The sequence below is a fragment of the Pseudomonas sp. A1230 genome (genome assembly GCF_044218825.1).
Taxonomy (GTDB): domain Bacteria; phylum Pseudomonadota; class Gammaproteobacteria; order Pseudomonadales; family Pseudomonadaceae; genus Aquipseudomonas; species Aquipseudomonas iridis.
The window spans coordinates 1752834-1773312 of sequence record NZ_CP162582.1 but is presented as its reverse complement, the minus strand read 5'-3'; the positions used below and the strand labels follow the sequence as shown (position 1 = coordinate 1773312).

At 55.6% G+C, this 20479-nt stretch carries 22 protein-coding genes, 1 tRNA gene and 1 pseudogene; 9 read left to right on the top strand and 15 right to left on the bottom strand.

Going from position 1 to position 20479, the window contains the following annotated elements:
• The first annotated feature begins 295 nt into the window (after positions 1-295).
• Entirely contained in the window at positions 296-1921 is a 1626-nt protein-coding gene (locus AB4P97_RS08550; protein WP_042558964.1) for an NADP-dependent glyceraldehyde-3-phosphate dehydrogenase, read from the top strand.
• 37 nt (positions 1922-1958) lie between these two features.
• Positions 1959-3008 carry an FUSC family protein gene (locus AB4P97_RS08545; protein ID WP_042558963.1) on the top strand — a complete coding sequence of 350 codons (1050 nt, stop codon included), beginning with the start codon at positions 1959-1961 and terminating at the stop codon, positions 3006-3008.
• 4 nt (positions 3009-3012) lie between these two features.
• Here the strand turns inward: AB4P97_RS08545 and AB4P97_RS08540 are convergent, their stop codons facing one another.
• Positions 3013-3906 (bottom strand): DMT family transporter, encoded by an 894-nt coding sequence (locus AB4P97_RS08540; protein ID WP_042558962.1) that lies wholly within the window; start codon positions 3904-3906, stop codon positions 3013-3015.
• 149 nt (positions 3907-4055) lie between these two features.
• Here AB4P97_RS08540 and AB4P97_RS08535 point away from each other — a divergent pair, with 149 nt between their 5' ends.
• Together AB4P97_RS08535 and AB4P97_RS08530 are read left to right on the top strand one after the other, a co-directional pair.
• Positions 4056-4493 carry an Lrp/AsnC family transcriptional regulator gene (locus AB4P97_RS08535; protein WP_042558961.1) on the top strand — a complete coding sequence of 146 codons (438 nt, stop codon included), beginning with the start codon at positions 4056-4058 and terminating at the stop codon, positions 4491-4493.
• Positions 4494-4550: 57 nt separating this feature from the next.
• Positions 4551-4877 (top strand): YceK/YidQ family lipoprotein, encoded by a 327-nt coding sequence (locus tag AB4P97_RS08530; protein ID WP_042558960.1) that lies wholly within the window; start codon positions 4551-4553, stop codon positions 4875-4877.
• Between the two features lie 65 nt (positions 4878-4942).
• On the opposite strand, the gene AB4P97_RS08525 is transcribed toward AB4P97_RS08530, so the two are convergent.
• A complete protein-coding gene (locus AB4P97_RS08525; RefSeq protein ID WP_007915443.1) occupies positions 4943-5614 on the bottom strand; it encodes a Bax inhibitor-1/YccA family protein in 672 nt (223 codons plus the stop codon).
• Positions 5615-5736: 122 nt separating this feature from the next.
• On the opposite strand from AB4P97_RS08525, the gene AB4P97_RS08520 reads away from it, so the two are divergent.
• The 3 genes from AB4P97_RS08520 (at position 5737) to AB4P97_RS08510 (ending at position 6762) form a co-directional block, all read left to right on the top strand.
• Positions 5737-5824: transfer RNA gene (locus tag AB4P97_RS08520), tRNA-Ser, on the top strand.
• 201 nt (positions 5825-6025) lie between these two features.
• Positions 6026-6235 carry a hypothetical protein gene (locus AB4P97_RS08515; protein WP_034156506.1) on the top strand — a complete coding sequence of 70 codons (210 nt, stop codon included), beginning with the start codon at positions 6026-6028 and terminating at the stop codon, positions 6233-6235.
• A 308-nt stretch (positions 6236-6543) separates the two neighbouring features.
• Positions 6544-6762: a hypothetical protein gene (locus AB4P97_RS08510; RefSeq protein WP_395602445.1), complete on the top strand. Its 219-nt coding sequence runs from the start codon at positions 6544-6546 to the stop codon at positions 6760-6762.
• A gap of 125 nt (positions 6763-6887) precedes the next feature.
• On the opposite strand, the gene AB4P97_RS08505 is transcribed toward AB4P97_RS08510, so the two are convergent.
• Both AB4P97_RS08505 and AB4P97_RS08500 read right to left on the bottom strand, forming a co-directional pair.
• A complete protein-coding gene (locus AB4P97_RS08505) occupies positions 6888-7619 on the bottom strand; it encodes a hypothetical protein (protein WP_100847995.1) in 732 nt (243 codons plus the stop codon).
• A gap of 327 nt (positions 7620-7946) precedes the next feature.
• Entirely contained in the window at positions 7947-9020 is a 1074-nt protein-coding gene (locus tag AB4P97_RS08500) for an NAD(P)/FAD-dependent oxidoreductase (protein ID WP_395602444.1), read from the bottom strand.
• Between the two features lie 191 nt (positions 9021-9211).
• Here AB4P97_RS08500 and AB4P97_RS08495 point away from each other — a divergent pair, with 191 nt between their 5' ends.
• A complete protein-coding gene (locus AB4P97_RS08495) occupies positions 9212-9937 on the top strand; it encodes a hypothetical protein (RefSeq protein ID WP_200617215.1) in 726 nt (241 codons plus the stop codon).
• 31 nt (positions 9938-9968) lie between these two features.
• On the opposite strand, the gene AB4P97_RS08490 is transcribed toward AB4P97_RS08495, so the two are convergent.
• From AB4P97_RS08490 to AB4P97_RS08480, 3 genes are all read right to left on the bottom strand, one after another.
• Positions 9969-10199: a hypothetical protein gene (locus tag AB4P97_RS08490; protein WP_395602922.1), complete on the bottom strand. Its 231-nt coding sequence runs from the start codon at positions 10197-10199 to the stop codon at positions 9969-9971.
• Between the two features lie 144 nt (positions 10200-10343).
• On the bottom strand, positions 10344-10883 hold the full coding sequence (locus AB4P97_RS08485) for a lysis system i-spanin subunit Rz (protein ID WP_395602443.1): 540 nt from the start codon (positions 10881-10883) through the stop codon (positions 10344-10346).
• Complete coding sequence (locus AB4P97_RS08480; RefSeq protein ID WP_115146942.1) at positions 10880-11413, bottom strand: glycoside hydrolase family 19 protein; 534 nt, start codon at positions 11411-11413, stop codon at positions 10880-10882. The genes AB4P97_RS08485 and AB4P97_RS08480 overlap by 4 nt, the downstream gene beginning before the upstream one ends.
• Positions 11414-11497: 84 nt before the next feature.
• Here AB4P97_RS08480 and AB4P97_RS08475 point away from each other — a divergent pair, with 84 nt between their 5' ends.
• Positions 11498-12556, top strand: a complete 1059-nt coding sequence (locus AB4P97_RS08475; RefSeq protein ID WP_395602442.1) for an acyltransferase family protein — start codon at positions 11498-11500, stop codon at positions 12554-12556.
• Between the two features lie 448 nt (positions 12557-13004).
• Here AB4P97_RS08475 and AB4P97_RS08470 read toward each other — a convergent pair.
• The 8 genes and pseudogenes from AB4P97_RS08470 to AB4P97_RS08435 all read right to left on the bottom strand — a co-directional run.
• Positions 13005-13094, bottom strand: a pseudogene (locus AB4P97_RS08470) (cell wall hydrolase); the annotation flags it as partial.
• A gap of 58 nt (positions 13095-13152) precedes the next feature.
• On the bottom strand, positions 13153-13536 hold the full coding sequence (locus AB4P97_RS08465; protein ID WP_395602441.1) for a hypothetical protein: 384 nt from the start codon (positions 13534-13536) through the stop codon (positions 13153-13155).
• A gap of 2 nt (positions 13537-13538) precedes the next feature.
• On the bottom strand, positions 13539-14300 hold the full coding sequence (locus AB4P97_RS08460) for a hypothetical protein (protein WP_395602440.1): 762 nt from the start codon (positions 14298-14300) through the stop codon (positions 13539-13541).
• A 17-nt stretch (positions 14301-14317) separates the two neighbouring features.
• Positions 14318-14998, bottom strand: coding sequence for a hypothetical protein (locus AB4P97_RS08455; RefSeq protein ID WP_047301281.1), 681 nt, complete (start codon positions 14996-14998; stop codon positions 14318-14320).
• Complete coding sequence (locus tag AB4P97_RS08450; RefSeq protein WP_395602921.1) at positions 14998-15303, bottom strand: hypothetical protein; 306 nt, start codon at positions 15301-15303, stop codon at positions 14998-15000. The genes AB4P97_RS08455 and AB4P97_RS08450 overlap by 1 nt, the downstream gene beginning before the upstream one ends.
• Before the next feature lie 15 nt (positions 15304-15318).
• Entirely contained in the window at positions 15319-18882 is a 3564-nt protein-coding gene (locus tag AB4P97_RS08445) for a host specificity protein J (protein WP_395602439.1), read from the bottom strand.
• A gap of 60 nt (positions 18883-18942) precedes the next feature.
• Positions 18943-19440, bottom strand: coding sequence for a KilA-N domain-containing protein (locus AB4P97_RS08440; protein WP_395602438.1), 498 nt, complete (start codon positions 19438-19440; stop codon positions 18943-18945).
• A gap of 427 nt (positions 19441-19867) precedes the next feature.
• The gene (locus AB4P97_RS08435) at positions 19868-20476 is read right to left on the bottom strand and encodes a tail assembly protein (RefSeq protein WP_395602437.1); all 609 of its coding nucleotides are present in this window, start codon (positions 20474-20476) and stop codon (positions 19868-19870) included.
• Positions 20477-20479: the final 3 nt, after the last annotated feature.

The window sequence follows — 20479 nt, the reverse complement described above, 5'->3', positions numbered from 1 at the left end:
AGCGAGGGGGACTTCGACGGCCAGTTGGGCTCACTTCAGGATTGGGCACACCACAAAACCCTGTGGCAGCTGGCTTGCCAGCGATAGCGGTGTGTCAGTCAATGAAGATAATGAAAGTACCGGCCACATCGCTGGCAAGCCAGCTCCCACATAGTTCGCGTGTTGCTAGCCCCTCTGTTCTGCGCCTTTGCGTGACATTCGAGTGACATTTACGGGTTTAAATTTCGCCGCATTCAGGCGTATAACCTGTACAGACTTTTTGATCTGCACGCGGACATCAACACGGGGTAGCGACATGACCACAGCAAACATCCTTGCCAACCTGTTCCCTTCTGTCAGCGACATCCCGGAAAAATACCGCCTCGACGGTCAGGTCGAGCAACGCGAATACCTGGTCGACGGTGAATTGCGCCGCTGGGACGGCCCGCTCGCCACGGTTCGCAGCCCGGTCTATTTGCACGGCGACAATGGCGATGAGCAAGTGATTCTCGGCAGCACACCCCTGCTCGACGCCGACACGGCCCTCACCGCGCTGGACGCCGCCGTCCGCGCCTACGACCGTGGCCAGGGCCTGTGGCCGACCATGCGTGTGGCCGAACGCATTCAGCACGTTGAAGCGTTCCTCGGGCGCATGCGCCAGCAGCGTGACGCAGTGGTCAAGCTGCTGATGTGGGAAATCGGCAAGAACCTCAAGGACTCGGAAAAAGAGTTCGACCGCACCTGCGATTACATCGTCGACACCATCAATGCGCTGAAAGAACTCGACCGCCGCTCCAGCCGTTTCGAACTGGAGCAGGACACGCTCGGGCAAATTCGCCGCGTGCCGCTCGGCGTGGCGCTGTGCATGGGCCCCTACAACTATCCGCTGAACGAGACCTTCACCACGCTGATTCCGGCGCTGATCATGGGCAACACCGTGGTGTTCAAACCGGCCAAGCTTGGCGTGCTGCTGATTCGCCCATTGCTCGAAGCATTCCGCGACAGCTTCCCTACCGGTGTGATCAACGTCATCTATGGCAGCGGCCGCGAAACGGTCAGCGCACTGATGGCCAGCGGCAAGATCGACATCTTCGCCTTCATCGGTACCAACAAGGCCGCCAGCGACCTGAAGAAACTGCACCCCAAACCGCACCGCTTGCGCGCCGCACTGGGGCTGGATGCGAAGAACCCCGGCATCGTCCTGCCGGAAGTCGATCTGGATAACGCCGTCAGCGAGGCGGTCACCGGGTCACTGTCGTTCAACGGCCAGCGCTGCACCGCGCTGAAAATACTGTTTGTCCATGAGGACGTGGTCGACAGCTTCATCGAAAAATTCAACACCAAACTGGCCACGCTGAAACCGGGCATGCCGTGGGACAGCGGAGTGTCACTGACACCGCTGCCGGAGTCGGGCAAGGTCGATTATCTGCATGGGCTGGTCGCGGATGCGCGCAGCAAGGGTGCCGAAGTGGTCAACCCGAATGGCGGCGAGTCGCGCGAGTCGTTTTTCTACCCGGCGGTGCTGTACCCGGTGAACCCGCAGATGCGCGTGTATCAGGAAGAACAGTTTGGCCCGGTGGTGCCGATCGTGCCGTACCGTCACCTCGATACGGTGATCGACTACGTGCTGGAATCGGACTTCGGCCAGCAGTTGAGCATCTTCGGCACCAACCCGGTGGCCGTCGGACGGCTGGTCGACACGTTTGCCAATCAGGTCGGCCGGATCAACCTCAACGCCCAATGCCAGCGTGGCCCGGACACTTATCCGTTCAACGGCCGCAAGAACTCCGCCGAAGGCACGCTGTCGGTACACGATGCGCTGCGGGTGTTTTCGATCCGCACGCTGGTGGCCACCAAATACCAGGACAGCAACAAGGATCTGATCAGCGAGATCATTCGCGGACGCGATTCGAGCTTCCTGACCACCGACTACATCTTCTGACGAGGACCTTGCACTGAGTACGTTCAGCACCCACCGAATGCCACCGCTGTTGCGCCGAATCCTGCGTCCGCTGCTGGACCCGTACCGGCGTTACCGCCACGCCCGACTGATCCACGCGGTGCGGGTGGCATTGGGGTTGCTGGCAACCATCCTGCTGACCACCGGCATCAACCTGCCTCATGGCGAGTGGGCATCGGTGACCATGCTGGTGGTCATCGGCGGTTTGCAGCACCACGGCAACATCGGCAAAAAAGCCGCCGAACGCGCCACCGGCACCTTGATCGGTGCCGGCGTCGGTTTGTTGCTGGTGGCGCAGGAGGCGTGGCTCGGCATGCCGTGGCTGACCTACTTTGCCATGGCCGTGGTGTGCGGCTTCTTCTCGTATCACGCCATCGGCAAGGGTGGCTACACCGCCCTGCTCTCGGCGATCACCGTATTTATCGTCGCCGGGCACGGCGACAACCCGATCACGGATGGACTGTGGCGCGGGGTCGACATCCTGATCGGCATTGCCCTGGCGCTGGCATTTTCCTTCGCCCTGCCGCTCTATGCGGTGTATTCGTGGCGCTACAACCTCGCCGATGCCCTGCGCGATTGCGCCACGGTATACGGACGCATCATCAGCGGCCAACCGGTCAGCGCCGACGAACATCTGAAACTGATGGGCCGCCTGGGTGCGGTGATGGTGCAACTGCGTTCGCTGATGCCGTCGGTGTCCAAGGAAGTGAAGATTTCCATGACCGAACTCGATGCCATCCAGCGCAACCTGCGTATGTGCATCAGCACACTGGAGATCCTCGGTAACACGCGCCCCGACGGCAACGACCCCGAAGCCATGGCCCATCTGCAATCAGCGTTGAAAGCCGAGCACCGGCAGATTCGCGTGCAATTGATTGGTATGGCTCGCGCACTCAAGTCGGGAGCGACGCAGCGTCTGGATCGGCCAGCGGAGTTGCCGGACGCCAGCCTTGACGCACCGGTTTATAGTGCTTTGGATGGCTATCGATTGCTGACCCGGCAACTCGCCGCAAACATCGGCGAGTTGCGCCAGCGCCTGGCGAAAACCGCGCCGCGATGGAATATTTGACGTTTTACTGCGCAGCCAGTCGCCGAGCCTTGAAACCCCAGCCCTGTTGCATGCCCGCAGCGGCCAGCAGAATCGCTGCCACGCCCACCCATTGCAGGATTTCCAGGCGATGACCGAAGGCTAACCAGTCGACGAAAATCGCTGCAATCGGGTAGATGAACGACAGTGCGCCCGTCAACGCTGTCGGCAACTTCTGAATCGCGCCATATAGCAGCACGTACATCAGGCCAGTGTGAACGATGCCCAGCGTCACCAGGCTGGCCCATGCACTCGGCGCTTGCGGCAGTGCCGAAAAGTGTGCGAACGGCGCGAGCAACAGCACGCCGGTGCAGACCTGGATCAGCGCAATCAAGTGCGGCGGCGTGCCCGTCAGGCGCTTGATGATCAACGCGGCAATCGCATAGAGAAACGCCGCGCCCAGTGCCAGAGCAATGCCCAGCAGATACTGACTACCTCCATCGCCTTGCTGGCCGTGGGCACTGACAATCGCCAGCATGCCCATAAAGGAAATTGCCAGCCAAAACAGCTTTTGCAGGGTGATTTTCTCGCCGAGGAACAGCGCCGCCAGTCCGACCAGCATGAACGGCTGCACGTTGTACACCGCTGTACCGATGGCGATCGAGGCCCGGGAATAAGACGCAAACAACAGCACCCAGTTGCCGACAATCGCCACGCCGCTGAGCACAGCCAGCAAGAATGTAGTGCGTGTCAGTAAGCCGGGGCGCAAAAAACCGAAAATCGCGCAGATCAACAGCAAAGTGCCGGCCCCAAACACACAGCGCCAGAACACTACGTCCAGCACCGGTTGCCCGGAAACCAGGACGAACCAGCCGATCGTCCCGGATATCAGCATGGCCGCGGTCATTTCAAATGAGCCGCGACGGATCGGGTTGTCCATCATCAATCTCCTCAGCGTTTGGCGAATGCGTGGCAAAAGTATGCCAATCCGATGCCGGGCCATTCCAGCGCAAAAAGCAGGCTAAACTCGGTTTCTGCCTTTTTTATCGAGGGTGGTTTTCATCAATTGCCTAATGCTGGAGATTGACCATGACCGATGACATCGACCAGATCCTCATCAGTGCCTTGATGGAGGATTCGCGGCGCTCATTAAAGGCCTTGGCGCAAATCAGTGGCCTGTCGTCGCCCAGCGTCGCGGAACGCTTGCGCCGACTGGAAGAACGCGGCGTGCTCAAGGGCTACACCGTCGAAATTGACCCCAAGTGTTTTGGCTATCAATTGCAGGCCATCGTCCGTGTGCGACCGCTGCCGGGGCAGCTGCAAGAAGTAGAGCGGCAGATTCTGTCGATTCCCGAATTCACCGAGTGCGACAAGGTGACCGGCGAGGACTGTTTCATCGCCCGCCTGCACGTACGTTCGATGGAACAGCTGGATACCCTGCTCGATCGCCTTAACAACCTGGCCGAAACCAACACGGCGATCGTCAAGAAGACACCGGTCAAGCGCCGACTCCCGCCAATGGCATGAATGCTTTTTGCCCTCGTTCGGCGTAGATTGAGATTTTTGCGGCTAAGGATTGGCGGTATGAGAATTCAGGCAGTGATGTTGGCGACGCTTATGCTCGCCGGTTGCGGGACCGTGCAGACGGTAGTGCGCAGTGATCAAGCCGCGGCGGACTATCTGAAAGACAAGAAATCCCACTGCGGCGCCGTTCCGCGGATCTACAGCGGCGTGACCTATGATTTCTGTCTGCTGCACGCAGAGCGGCCGGATGATGTCGATGCGTTCAATTACAACAACGCAACGCCCGGCGTGCTGGTGGATGCCGCGTTGTCGGGGGTGCTGGACACACTGCTGTTGCCTTACACGATCTATAAGCAACAAGCCGATGGCAGCATCGTGATCAATTGATCACCTTTTCTGCAGGCAACAAAAAACCCGCCTAGGCGGGTTTTTTGTTATTTCATGGACTGCGATCAGTCATCGCGGCTCATGATGCCGAAGATCTGCAACAAGCTGATGAACAGGTTGTAGATCGATACATACAGGCTGATGGTCGCCATGATGTAGTTACGCTCGCCGCCGTGAATGATGGCGCTGGTCTGGAACAGGATGCAGACCGACGAGAACAGCACGAAACCTGCGCTGATCGCCAGTTGCAGGCCGCTGACCTGGAAGAAGAAGCTTGCCAGCGTTGCACCCAGCAGGACGAAGAAACCGGCGGTGATGAAACCACCCAGGAAGCTCATGTCCTTGCGGGTGATCAGCACGTAAGCCGACAGACCACCGAACACCAGTGCCGTCATCGCGAACGCGGAGCTGACCACTTCAGCGCCACCCTGCATGCCCAGGTAACGATTGAGGATCGGGCCGAGCAGGAAACCCATAAAACCGGTCAACGCAAAGGCGGACACCAGGCCCCACGCGGAATCACGAAGTTTGTTGGTAAGGAAGAAAAGCCCGTAGAAGCCAATCAGCACCACGAAAATGTTCGGGTAGCCAACACGCATCTGCTGGGCAACGAACGCCATCACGCCGCTGAATGCGAGGGTGAGAGCGAGTAGACCATAAGTGTTGCGCAGGACGCGGCTAACCTCTAGCTGCTCAGCCTGCACGCTGTTATTAACTGCGTAATCCTGTTCGCGCATGGCGACACTCCTGTTGGTTTGAAACGTTCAGTCGCAAAGATCATAACAGACGCTCTGTAACAAGCCATGCAGAGAGTTTGACAGTGTGTTTCATTCAGGTATTATGGCGCCCGCAACGCAACGGAGGTGTGGCCGAGTGGTTTAAGGCAACGGTCTTGAAAACCGTCGACTGTAACAGGTCCATGAGTTCGAATCCCATCGCCTCCGCCATATTTGGTACCGACAAAGCCCTGATTATTCAGGGCTTTGTCGTTTCTGAGATCTGAGATTTTTGCGGCTTTTTCCGATGCGTTACAAAACTTTTTGCAACGCGTTACAAAACTCCCCCCTCTCCGGCGTCCTGCCGATCGTTAAAAAACTCTTCATGTAACACGGTGCTACGCTGGTTCTTTGGCTACCAAGGAAACCAAAATGCCCAACTCAGACCTGCTCCCTTCCCTGCTCTTCAAGATCAACGAAAACCAACTCGCCCTCGAAGCCGCCATCATGGAGCTATCGAATTGGGTTGAGCAGCGAGGGTCGGCCGATGTCGCCGAGAACGTCCGGGGCGCCCTCTGGGCAATAGACAAGAACGAGGAATTCATCAAGATGACGCTTGCGGTTTTGATGACACCCGAGTGACCGTTATCGGCCGATAATGTAAAGCGGATAGCAATGGAGCGAGCTGGGCGTTCACTTGGAGGTGGGCTACAGGCCCTTAAAGGTAGCGAGTTCGAGTCTCTCCTTCACCGCCAAATTCTAAAAACGCAATCCCCTTATTTTTCTAGAGAAAGTCGGGGGTTTGTGGTTTTTGACGTTTGTAGAATGGCAACATGGGACAGATGTGGCATTTTAGGGCGGAAATAGCCCTCAATAAATGATTGCGTGGGCTAATCTGTCCTGGCGGGACGAATGAGGCTTTACGAACCTTTCGCTCAAGGATGATCCACATGCCAAGTAATTCAGAAGGCAACATCGCCACTGCTGATGCGTTGACGTTGCTCTTGCACAACCAGCATGCTCTCGGTGCGGCGATTGAAGAGATTACCAACTGGATTTCAGGGGCTGGTGCAGACAATGTTGCTGATAACGCAATTGCAGCTCTGGAAACCCTGGACACGAATGCAAAAGGGATTACGGATGCGATTATGCGGTTACGGAGTTATTAGCGAGTCGCGTCAAGGCACCAACCGTGCCGACTTTAATTGTCCGACAATAATCTAGATTTAAAAACGAACACGGGATACTAAAAAGAGCCGCGACCTGCGCGGCTCTTCTCTTCGTCTGCTATAGATTATAGGGATTGTAATGAGATGCTGGCGCTCGTTGAGTCTTGCTGGCTATCTGCATCCATCCAGACCCATTGAGTACCGTCGCCCTGCAAGTTATTACTGATGTTTTGAATCTGAGTGGCAACAATGGTCACTGCCCCTTTTTCCGAAGCAGTAGGTCCAATGTTAGTGACTTGCCCGACCAGTAAGCCATTTGAAGTTTCATTCACAACAAATACGGTTGCAGCGGCCTCGCGGAACTGGCACGAAATGAACTGTGTGATTTTGCTAACAATTGTCAGATTCATCCATTTCGAAGGCGGCACGGAATAGTAGCGATTATATTTGTTAAACGGGTACTGCTCCCCGTTAGCCTGCAACGAGTTGTTGTTTAGTCCGCTCGTATTCGTTGGCATGCTGGTACTGCCCAACCACACCTCAACCTGTGCAATGCCGCTGTTACTAGGCAACGAAACTGAGATTGTCTGAGTGTCAGTGCCGGAAACGAATCCCAGCGATGCCAAGCCGGCATTGGCGGTGGTGCCGGGGACAGTGATGGTTGCAGGAGGCTGGCTATTGCTCCATACAACATTTACGGCTGCATTGTTATCGCTGCCGGCGGAATTATAAATGAAAATTCCGTAAATCTGCCCCGGACGCAACGTCGTGCAAGTGGCCGTATCACCTGCATTTAAAGTGATCCGTTGACCGCCATTCCAGTTAATTTGTGATGCCGCAATAGCGAAGCTTTCCATGGGGTAGTCCTTTAATAGTTTATGGCATGAGTTGGTGCGCAAGATATCCATACTTCCATTGCGCGTTACGAGAATAGATCCGATATAGAAAAGTGCCTCCAATTCTTTAGAGTTATTGGCTATTAAAGGGTGATGGCTAAAAGCCATTTTCTTTTTCGGCCGTAAGTTATTGGTCTTCCGTTATTTAGCGCCCGAGAATGCGGATTGTTTCGCTCTTAATCGTCAAGCGCTTAGAAATAAGCTAACTATGGTCACAGCAGGCCATAAGCAGCGACGTCCGGTTGAAGTGGACACAGTGGCCGATTGCTGCCTTACAAGGGAAACCCCCTACGCTTGCAAAAATCGATCGGGCCGGCATGGGCAAAGGGCACTGGACACCTTGTCATCGATGATCTCCTCGCTGGCCAGACGTACCACTGCCGCCGCCAAAGTAATTCCAGGATGCATTGCGCAAACGTAGACGCCACCCACTTTGGGTAGATAACCGATGATGGGGATGCCATCGGCAGGCATGGGCCTGAGTCCGACACAAGCCCGTTCCAGATCTATGGAAACAACACCATGGAGTTCGTTCTGGATCGTCTTGGCAGTTCGAAGCGCTATCGCTGCCGGCTGATTGTCCACGGCGTCGTCCAGGTAATCCTCTGCTGCCAGCAACGTACCATCCGAACTTTGCCTCACTTCCATTTCAGGGCTGGAGATGAGGGTATGCACGAGGTTGGGTTGTGACTTGTAACGGATGAAAATGGCAGGAGATGCCTCTATTGGCAGGGACACTCCAAGCATGTCTGCCAGCTTCGTGATTGCTGTCCCGGCTGCCAGTACGACAATATCGGCATCGAGGATGCCTATTGTTGTTTCGACTCCAGTCACCGTTGCACTCTGGGTTACAAAACCGAGCACTCGCGTCTGAGTGAGAATCTTCGCCCCATAAGCCTGGGCACCTGCGATCAACGCATGCGTAGCTGCCACTGCGTCCAGCGCTCCTTCTTCAGCCGCATACAGAGCAGACTGGGGAGGGTTCTTGAGATTTGGTTCCAAGTCGAGAATCTGCGATCGAGATACCATGTTTGCCGAAGCTTGGTGACCTGAGATTGGCAGCGCTCCAATCGCCATCACGCTGGAAGACAAGGCGCCTGTCCATCTTATCTCCAGACCTGGCAGCTGCGTTTCGAGTTGGCGGTACTCCTTGATGGCACAACCGCGCAGTTGCGCGATTGGGTCGGGTTCAGAGCGTGAGGCATTGAGCCAAGCGAATGAGCTGCCAGTCACTCCCGAAGCTATATTTTCAGCTTCTACCAAAGTGACATTCGCGCCTTTACCTGCCAAGTGATACGCCAATGACGCGCCAACGATGCCTGCACCAATGACAACGACTCGTTTGCCCTGACCATTTCCCATATCAACCCCCGTTTTGTTGATGTGCCGATGGTACGACAGCTGGATGATTTCATTACATGAGAACCTGATCGTTCAGCTTTTTGAACGTCTGCTTCTGGCCCTTTAATCGCAGCTCGTCGCTTCTTGCTCGCTCTACGGCCGAACCTCGATTACTGTACATGCATACAGCATTTGTACAGTGAACCCCTGTCATGAATTTCGACCAGGCCAAAACTCTGAGGCTCCAGCAATGGCGCGCAACTCTCGATGACCAAGACTTCCGCATGCAAAACCCGGAGGGCCACCGGGAAACCCTCTACGGGATGGCAGCCACGCTCCGCGATGAGGGCCTGATCAACAAGCTTGAGCAGTTCGACATGAACGAAATGGCAGACGCCGCGTATTGGCACGCCGTCGAGGAGCTGCAGAATTCGCCCAGCCAATACCGCGGAGCCTCGACCTATGACGTTGTGCAGTTCGACAACGAAAAGCTGCTTGGTACTATCAGCCGCTCGATATTCAACTTCGCAAGTGATGAGCCTCGCGGTGCCTCCTTCGCTTATGACGGGAAGGTTTATTCCGACACGGACGGGGTAAGGCTGACCTTAGGGCTTTCCCGAAAAATTGGGCGGATTTCAGGCCTGGTTCTGGAAATGAACGGGCGTCGGTATCAGTTGATCGAGACCGAGCGAATGATTGCCGGGATTGCCCACCGCCCTCTCTCTGACTCTGACGCCTATCGGGCTCTGGTAGACGCCGCTCAGGTTGCGCAAGAGGAACGGGATCTTCATGCCTTTGAAAAGATACGACCTCATATCGAGTCGGCAGCCTTCTGCATCTGCCCAGCTTGTCTCGACCGCTTTGGTGCACGCGAAGATTGCCAGATGTGCGCTGGAAACGGTTTTGTGACGAAGTCGGCGCCTGCGGGTCTGCGCTGAAGGACGTGCTTGATCATGCCAGTTAATTGATTTAACCCCACGACAGAGTTTTCAGGCGTTCCACCAAAGCGGCTTCGAAAATGATGTACAAGCGTTCAGAATCACCGGCGCGCAAAGCCCCGCCGGTTTCCAGTCCAAGTACGAAGCCATCCGCCCGTGCCCCCGCCTTCACAGCGATGATCATCGAGTCTGCCCGGACAATTTGCGCCAACAGCCGATCGGCTTTTCGTTGCATCTTCTCGCTCAGCACCACGCCTTCCACGTCAGCCACCTATTACCTTCACTACGACATCCAATACATGACAGAAAGAACGACTGAAACCCAGATAATCGTCATCACAATTGAGTAGCCAATCAGCTGCTTGTCCATGTCCATCAATCATCCAATCCGAATCTGAATGATGGTTTACGGATGCCCACTTCGCAACAATGGTGCCGAGCCATCACTCAGCGTGCGTACGTAATCCTGGCAGGCTTGAAGCGCAATTAATCCCCGGTCGCCGGTGTCGGCGATGGCAATAATTCGTTGAGCATGCGCCGGGTCAAGTCGGGCGCGTACGGCTGCATGATCCACGCCGCCGGAGCCGGAGGTGGGTGGCATGTTGCAGCCTTTGACAACGTCGGTTGCGTCGATGAGGACTGACAGCCGCAGATCAGCAGTGGCAAGGCGATCACGCAGGCGAGCCTGGTCTTTTTGCGCATTGGTCATTTTCTCGAAGTGGGTTTTATCGCTGGCCGCAAGCTCCTGCTCGAGCGCCAGACGCTTGTCCTGCTGGGCCTGCTGTGCGGTGGCGGCGGCCTGGGTCAGTTGGTTGAAGGCTTCAGCGTTCAGCCGCGCCTGCTCGGCCAAACGCTGGCCGTAGCGCCAGTCCTGAAACTGCCAGGCGCTGGCGAATCCGGCGAGCAAGAGTGCCAGCAAGCCAATCAACCTCCATGGGGCGGTCACGCCAACACCGCCTGTGCCTTCTCCCAAAGTTCCAGGCGATCAGCTAAGCCGTTCAACCCACCGTTGATACGCCGGGTTATGGTGTTGAACTGATCCCGATCAGCCAAGTCGTTCAGCCCATTCTGTTTCCAGAACCACGCCGCCGACATCGCGGCGTGCTGCGGCAGTTCGAGCAATTCGGGATGGGTGATTAGGTCAAGCCCGAGCGCCTCGCCGCATTTGGCGTAGTTTGCCCGTCCGGTAATCTGGATTAGGCCGCGCCCACAATACTTCCTGCCATCACCGGCCACGGTGTTGCCCAAATCTTCGCGTCCCTCATACCTGCGTTGGGCGGCGGTTGGCCCCCAAATCTCGCGGACGTAACGTAGCTGGCCAGACTCATGCCCAATCTGAGCAATGAAGGCAGCGGCGCGTTTGGTGCCGACGATCTGGTACCGCTGCATTGCCGTGCTGAGGACTGGTGCAAAAACGCCCGCTTGGCTGCGGGCGTTCGGGAGGATCTGCAGTAACTGCTGCGGTGTGATTGACATGGGAATCTCCAGAAGAAGCGATATACTCGCGCTACGTCTATTTCAAATACCTGAAAAACAATATTCAGAAGGAATTGCCATACGATGTTTGGCACATTACGGTTCATTCTCGCTATCTTTGTGGTTGTCGCCCACCTAACCGAGACGGTCAAATCAGTTTCGCACCTTGGGGTATTTGCGGTATTCGGCTTTTACATAGTTTCAGGCTATTTAATGACAGCAGTCCTAAATAAAACCTACAAATTCGACTTCAAAAGCTTTGCTTTAAATCGCTTCCTTCGTTTATTTCCCGTTTACTATCTTGTGGTTTTCGTAACTTTGATTGCATTTTACTTACTGCCTAATGCCGAGGCTTTCCATGTCGTTTGGTATGCTCGCGACAGGCTGCAAGACATTGCAGGAAATATCGCAATATTTCCGTTTGAGTTCTACGACGCCTATTTTCGAATAGTCCCGCCAGCATGGTCTGTAGCGGTTGAGCTTGTATGCTATTTTCTATTATGGCTCTTTATCGCAAGAAGCAAACGGACGGCACTAATCAGTGTTGGCTCGGCGGCGACATACCACGTTGCCAGCCTAGCCCTTGGTCAAGAGTGGTCGGCTAGGTACTTCCCTTTCTACGCAGCGATACTTCCATTTTCAATTGGCGCATGTATCTATTACTTTAACGATAAAATTTCGAGCTTTCCTACTAGCGTCATAAGACAATTCTTCTTCACTTCAACAACACTATGGATTATCAACCTCATAGTGAGCGGACAAGTATCAGGGCTTGGAGGCGAACACTTTAACTTGTTTTTCTACACAAACCTTTTACTCCTTGTCTTTATGGTGGCACCGCTTACAACATCGGCTTTCGACGGCCAACTTAAGAGATCAGGCAAAATTCTTGGCGATCTTGCTTACCCAGTATTCTTAACCCACTGGGTTGTTGCTTTCATAATTAGCAGTCTGTTTTTAGATGGGCAGCATAGAGGATGGTCTTTGTTCGCAGCATCTGTGCTGCCGGTGATACTGATCTCATATGCTATTTCAAGGACAGCTGACAATTTGGTAGAACCCATGAGGGACTCTGTGAGAAATCGTATATTACGAAATTCACCAAAAACATTCGGGTCAGCTAAAACAGAAAGGGCAAAGTAGCTCAGGCCGGAGGCGAAGGCCAAGCGGGGTCGGCGACGCTAAGATCAACCAATTGCATTGACCGGTAGTAGAGCCTGCCATGCTAGGGCAATTACCGTCTCATCATCAGTAGCGTCGCCAAGCTGCAGAGAAACAAGGGCAGGTGCCATCTTTTGAGACGCCTGGCTAAGCAACCAATTCTACTGCATCTGGTTGGCACTAATGTTTTCTGCGGGAGTTGCTGGGATAACCGGATCTGCGGTGGTGCAGTGAAAACACCATCAGCGTAGCTCCATCCTGGCTGCGCTGAATCAGACTCTACAGCGATAGTACCTTCAGGCGGACTCCATCCAGAACTTTCGTTTCCATCCCAAACAACCACGCCATCAACGACGCCAGTTGCCAAGTCTACAACTGCATAGTTGACCATGTGTTCACCACCAGTTTATTAAAAACCCAGGCATGCCAGCACCGCCACTTGCAAGGCCGCTCCTTCGCCGCGCGCCTCGCCCCATAGTGTGCGAGCACGGACGTCGCGATCTTTTTCAGTTATAGGCATCACTTGTCTCCAGGCAAAAAAATACCCGCTCGATGGCGGGCTATCTACGCTTCGACAATCACTCATCAGGAGGGGATTCGCCCTCGGATGATAGCGGCTCTTCTTGTACTGGCAGCAGCTCCACCGGCGCAGAATCCGGCACCAGAATGTGCAAAGTAATCATATGCAAAAGATCATATGGCTTATTATCTTTTGTAACAGCAACTCTAAGAATATTATCTTCAAATTTTATTTCGACATCAGCCTTACTATCTATTTGGTTTATCGTATAACCCCAACCGACATTGATTGGTGGAAATGGAACCAAACCTAAAGAACCATAAACATTATAAACACCCTTTGAAACTCTTTTCGATTGAACCACACTATTACTCACCAAGCTTACAAAATCGTAAATTTCACCAGTTTCGCCTATGATATTAACCGCCGCTCTATTATTCATAATTAAATACCTTTAAGTGTCCCATCGGATGCTCGCGAAGTGTTAAGCGTGTCATACATAAGTCGCCAGCTACCCCAAACACCACCGACCATAGCGCGAGCGAATAATGCACCTGATGTCTGTATAAACAATTGAGAACCGGTGTTTGCATCAGTACCAGCATTAGTCATTAGATGGCCAGTCGATGTTCCAAATTGAGGATTTACAAACTGGCCATAATAAACACCACCAGTTCTATAGTTTAATGGTGATTGATTCAATCCAACAAATGGTGCGTTATCGCGATATCCAAGACCACCATATCCTGTGAGTAGTACGCGACCGGGGCTTGAGTCCGTAAGAGATGCGACAAGCTGTGCTGTTGCAGAAGTTCCAAGCCCTAGCTCAGTTCTAGCTGTAGCCTGGGTATTTCCGCCAGTGCCACCCTTGTTTACGGGCAATATGTCGTAATTACCAGTGGTGCCGAGCGCGGCCATTTTTTGGCCGTAGCTGTTATTCCAACTCCGAACCTCGTCGACAAGGCCCTTCGGATAACCCTGAACTGGCATCACTGCGTAAGTCGCGCCGGAGGCTGTCGCCCCCAGATAAGGCGGATTGATCGAGATAACGGTATCGCTCGCGACGTTCGATAGCTCGTATTGGCGCCCGTCCGGGCCGACAAAGGCGTCACCGACCCGGGTATTCGCAGCAAAAGCAGTGTTTACACCGGTGACGACATTCGAATTTTGGGTAACCGAAACCGTTCCCAATCTGTGCCAGGGCATGGTTGCATCCTATGAGATTAAGCGGCTTGTTTTGCGAAAACAGCCGGGAGGAAAAAGTTGAACGGGTTATTGGCAGCGACAGTTACGGCGTAGAGCGTGCCGTTAGAAAAATCCCAGGTGCAGTAAAGCTGCCGAGGCATGTTGCCTCCGGAAACCATCTTCATTCCGAAATTGTTGATCAGCATGAATTCGTTTAGCGGGAAGTTGAACGGCACCGAGTAGTAGTTTCGGTACAACCCCTGATCGGTCAGGTCGTATTTCACGTAAGTCCAGTTTTGGAAAGCACGCGTGAAGGTGGCGTTGGGTGTTCCTGAGTCGAAAAGCATTTTGCCTGCGCCATCCCAGAGCCGCATGCCGTATTGAGCCACGGCCTGCGCTGCAAAAGCCGCAACAAAGTAGCGACCGTTTGGCTGTGCAGTGGCGGTGCTGTAAGCCCGGACATAGAAACCGGTCCAGTTGCCCGCCGAGCCGATCAACCTCATGTTGCTCAACCCGGCGATCCCAGCCACGGTGTCGGGCCTCACGAATACGAGCGGTGGCTCCTGTGATGTCACCGGTCTGGCGAAGTAGGTCGTGGACCCCATACCCCCTTCTTCCGTCGGCGCGTATCGGCCGCTGGCAATTACCATCAGCCTGGCAAACTCCGAGTCGATGGTGACGACATTGCTGTTATTGGTGAACTCGAGTCCAAAGACCATTAATTGAACCTCATTACGATCAGTCGCATCGTCCCCGTCGCGACATAGCTCGCGGCATAGCCTCTGGTGTGGTTGTAGACCCGGGCGACGTTCTCGACGAGTTCGGTTTCAAACTGCTGTTGCTGGTCCGTGTAGGTGCCGACAGGAACGACAATGGCGGAGCCGTTCGCGGGTCCTACTCCCGGCACCGAGAAGTCCTGATTGGACTTCCCGCCGGTGAACGTCACCAACGTTGAAAGCACAACCCGAATGGTGAACGAGTTCTCATCGACCTGGAGCGCTCCGTCGGCGCCCCAGATCCGCATTCCATGTGCCATTGATTACCCCAGATAGCCGAGACGAACGCGCAGCACATTGTTGGCGTCGTAGACCGAGACGTTCAGTGAGTTGATCACCAGACGCCCTTGGCCGGGAACGATGCCGTTAATTTCGAGTGTGCCGTCTTTGTTCAGGATCCAGCCTTGCTGGCCGGCGATGTAGTTGGTCGAACTGATGTAGCTCCCGATCTTGGCGTTGGTGATCGTGCCGTCCTGAATGAACGCCGAGTTCATGAACACCTGCCCGCCCTGCACCGCAAACGGCACCGCAATCGCGCCGCCGGCAATGGTGTTGACGATGGCGAAACGATCAGCACTGACCAGGAACTGGCTCTGCAAGCCTGCCCCGGTGTTTTCAATGCCGAGACCAATACCCGCCGCGACGTACTGCCCATTCGCCGTGACCTGCATTTTCACTGACCACATCGTGTTCAGCTTGCCGGCCGTGTCCGCGTAGGCGTTCGATGTTTGCTGAATGGCCGCCGAGTTCTGCCCGACGGAAACATTCAACTGGTCGATCTTCGTCGCGGTCACCGACTCGTTTGTGGCAACCACCTGTTCAAGCTCGGTGATGTTCGCCGCGTTCGCTCCGATCTGAGCATCAAAAGTAGTGATGCGCTGGGCCATCGCTTCGTTTTCAGAAGCCCTGACTTTGCTTTCGGTAGCAATCGCTACTGTGCTGTTCCAGCCATTCATTAAATCCGCCAGATCACCGCTTCCATCATCCTCGCGATATGCCGCGCGCAGGGTTTGTGTGGCTGTAGCCTGGGCGGCGACCGCGCCGTCGAGTTCGATTATCTCGGCGGTGTTCGTTGCAACCTGCTGAGCCAAGCCATTGGCTGTCTCCACCGACTGTCCGACGTCGATCCAATATGTCGGATTCGGTGGCGGCGTCTCCACCGGTACCGCCTTCGCAGCCTGATAGACCCTACCGTCAACAACGATCATCAGGCCCTTGAGATAGGTCTGCTCTGGCTCATAGCCCTTCAGCCCGTCGAGCGCATCGATCTGCGCCTGCAGGCCTGGAATCTTCTCGATCTCTGCCAGCAGATCCTCACCTAGCTCCGTCTCGGTAATCTGACCGGCAATCATTGCGAGAATGTCTCCAGCATTCGAGCTGGACTGACCCTGTACGCCCAAGCCGATCGGGTACCACGGCCCGATATTGCCGATCTTGTCGACGATGCGACCCCAGAAGTAGAAGGTCACGCCTGCAGACAGCCCCAGCATGGAGAAGTCACTCTGCGGATAGGCCAGATCGGTCAGCTTGGTCGCGGCCTCCAGCGAGGTCGTCGGCCCGTACCAGATCTCCGTGCGCTGACTATCCTCGGCGCCAGCAGGGAAACCCCACTTCAGGTAGATACCGAACAGCAACGGTGTTGCGGTCAGGTACGCCAGCGCCGGCGGCACCCCCTGCTTACCGCTGAGATTGGTCAGGATCGAGTTGCGCCACGGCGACGTGATGTCGAACGCGCTCACCGCACGAACCCGGGCCACGTAGGCACCGGCATAAATGCCGACCACGTCCACGTTGGTCATACCGGTGCGCTGCAGCTTGATCCAGTTGCCGCTGTCCTTGCGCCATTCCACGTCATAGCCGACCGCACCATCCACGGCGGGCCAACTGATGGTCATAGTGGCCACGGCCAGACCCTGCACAACCGATGAAGTCGACGAAAGCGAAACGCTCGCCGGCGCCGGAACGACGGTGATCGGGATCACGCTGATCGGGCGTTCTTCCAGGCGTGCACCAGTGTCGATAAAGGCAAACTTGCTCGGCTCGAACTGCAGCGCGCTGATTTCGTAGTCTCCCTCAGTGGTGCGCTTGGTGCGCAGCACTCGGTACAGCGGAATGGCCAGATCGTCGGCATCAAGCGCCCATTGCAACTGCGCCACCGGCGGTTCGCTATAGGCAACCGTGACGGTCACGGCGCGGCCGTTTACGCTCTGCACGGTCCGACCTTCGGCGCGGCCGCCCGGCAGGTTGATGATCAGTCGGTCGCCGGCCTTGGCCTGGGTGTCGCGATCAAGCGTGACCACCCGCCCCGCCACCGCCGAGATCCGGCCACCGACTTCACGACCAGCGAGCAGCGAATCGGCCACCGGGATGATGTGGCCAGGCAGCGGAATCACGCCCTCCATGCCGGTCTTGAACGACACAGTCCGGTCTTGGTTGTTGCTGAGAATTGCCCACTTGCCACGGCGCTGGGCCTCGGATGCGCGGGTGCATCCAATGGCGCTCAGCTCGGTCGGCCGGTCGCCGTAGCGGCGTTGCAGATCCAGGTCGGCGAACGGGATGACGTCGGTGTCGTAGTTGTTTGCCGGGTTGTCGTAGCTGACCAGCGCCCGTGTGTAACGAGTCTTCGCCGAGGCGCTGCCGTAAGAGAATTTTCCGTCAATCACGTTCGACCGAGTAAACACATAATCGAAGTCCTGCGCGCGCGGCATGTCTGCCTGCATTACCAGCTGGCCCTGCGCCCAGTAAGTCATGCCGCGGTAAATCGCTGAGATATCACGCAACAGCGACCAGGCGTCGGCCTTTCCTTGCAGGTTCATGTCGCAGAGAAAGCGCGGTTCCTGGCCGCCCAGTCCGTTCGGCACCATCTGATCGCAATACTGGGCAATGCGGTACAGCTCCCACTTGTCGACCATGAACGGCTTGATTCGCTTACCCAGGCCGAAACGGTCTTCGGTGCACACCCCGTAGGTGATCCACGCCGGGTTATTGGTCCAGGCCGATTTCATCGAGCCGTCCCATGTCCCGATATAGGTGCGCAGGATCGGGTCGTAGTTGCTCGGCACCATCCAGCGGCGCGCCTTGCACTTCACGGTCACCGCCGGGATGTTGGTGAACTGCTCGGCGTCGAACTCGATGTAAAGCAGCGCGGTGTTCGGATAGCGCAGCTTGGCGTCGATGACCTCTGTGTAACCGGCCACCAGCATCGTGTCGGCGATCTTGTTGGTGTTCTGGTTCGGCGTGAGCCGGCGCACGCGGATCTGCCTCCCGGTGGTGGCGTCCGGTAGATCGATGCGGCGCGAGCGCTCGTAGCGCGTGGTGGTCTTGCCGTCGACTGCATGCAACAGCACCTGCTGATAGGCGCCGCCATCAGTGGCCACGTCGATTGCGTATTCGATCCGGTAGCCGCCGACATTGCCCTGATCATCGGAGCGCTGAAGCGCAGGCCAAGCCAAACGCATGCGCACGGCCGAAAGCTGCGTGTTCGTAATAGAGCGCACCCACGGCGAATCGCTGCGCAGCTCAACGTTCAGCGATGTCTCGTTCTCGACAGATGGAATGCCGGGGATGTATGTCTGATCCACCGATCCCGGGCGCCAATCCCACTTCACGTTCGGGAAGTTGTAGTTGCCGCTGGCATCGCGGATCGGCGTGTTGTCCAGGTAAATGTCGTATTCGGTCGGTACCGCGTCGAACTCGCCCTCGCCCACGGCGATCAGCAGTTTCGCCAGGTTGGTCGAGCGCAGGCTGTCGCTCGCTTCGACCGGCGACTTCGGCTTACTGCTGCCGCCCTTCTCGCCGTGGATATCGATCTGTGCCGCTGCGCCCATGCTTTCCTCCAGGCATAAAAAAACCCGCTCATGGCGGGTATCCGGTTTCGTTGGCCAGCGCTACGCAGCGTCAAGTCCCAGAGTGAGCTGTAGCTGATCTCGCCAGTATTCAACTTGGTGAACTAGCTCCGGCTTTTTCCATCTGAATTTTGCGAGTTCTTTTCCGCTAAAACTGGCTACCGCTTGTGCGTCCCCCAGAATCTTGCATGCCCGATCAAACTGTTGCTTTTCATCCAGTTCACCGCGCAACAGAGCATCTATATGAAGGTCACACCAAACGGCGAATTTCAAATCAAGCCAGCGTGCGAACGAGACAGCCAATTTCGGATGAAGCCAAGTACCGCTCTGGTATCGACCGCGACGTGTTTCTAAAAGTGATCCAGGATCACAATTAAGCGCATCGGCCAAGGCATTCAAGTACTGCTTGGTCTCATCCTGCTTGAGCCAATCGATTGGTCGCTTTCCGTAGCGCTTCGCAACATCCGTCGCGTTGATCCAGCCCTCGCTATTAAAACGAACAGCCTGGCCTTCGTAATGAAATGGGATGACGTTGTTCATTGTGAGCTCCTTCCGCCTGGGAAAGTTGTGCAAGCAGGGGCGTAGGCGGAGCGAAACCGACCCTTTTCGGTAGCGAACCTAGCCTGCACGGGTATCCCTTTAGGGATTCTTGGGCACAAAAAAACCCCGGTGCGCAGAAGCGCTTCCGAGGCTCATTCACTGCCCGGATGACCTGTTGATCATTTCCGGTTCAGGGTGTCGGTTTCCCGACTATTTTTTGTCTCGGCGCTGATGAGAATTTTCGATCTCAAACGCCAATAACTGTATTTCTGGGACGTATAAGGTTTGCGGGATTCCGGTTGCAACAGGTCCGAACGACTTCGGACGGGCATATTTCGGACACAAAAAAAGCGCCTTTAGGCGCCCTACTTACTAAAATGTCCACACTGCCTGAAAAGTACCGACAATGGGTCAACTTGTCAATGGATCACAATTTGTCTTCGGCCAGAATCGAGGCCGAGATGATCATCCCGCCCCACCGGCGCTCGCCGATGCAGATCGGTACGGGGTTGCCGCTGGCCGTGGTGTTCTTGGCGCTTCCGAAGGCGTAGGACGGGGCATTTTCAGGGGATGCGCTTTGCTTCAAACCTTTAGCTTGAGGGCTGAGCATCTGAATGACGCCACCAGCTACCAGTCCAGCGCCCAATTGCACGGCCCAGGGCTGCCCAAAGTACGAGCCGGCCACGACCAGAACCGCACCAATAATTGTTTGAAGAAGGCCTGCCCGCTTGCTGCCAGAAATGACCGGGACGATTCGAATCTCTTGGGTTCCGCCGAGGCCCAAATCTTTTTCAGCTACGTTTTTCCTATTCCTGAAAATCGCGAAACGCATCCCCTTTCGTTCAAGGTCCTTGATCGCCGCCTCAAATCCTTCCAGGGTGCACTTGAGCGCCTTGAAGGCCTCGCCCACGGATCTGCTGCCAAGCTCACGATAGTGAGCACGGCCGAACAGCTTGATGAGCGGGCCAGAAAGAAGAATGGTGGTCATGGCTGGGTTATTGCTGAGCGTGGCTGCCAAGGCTTTTTCTCCGGACATAAA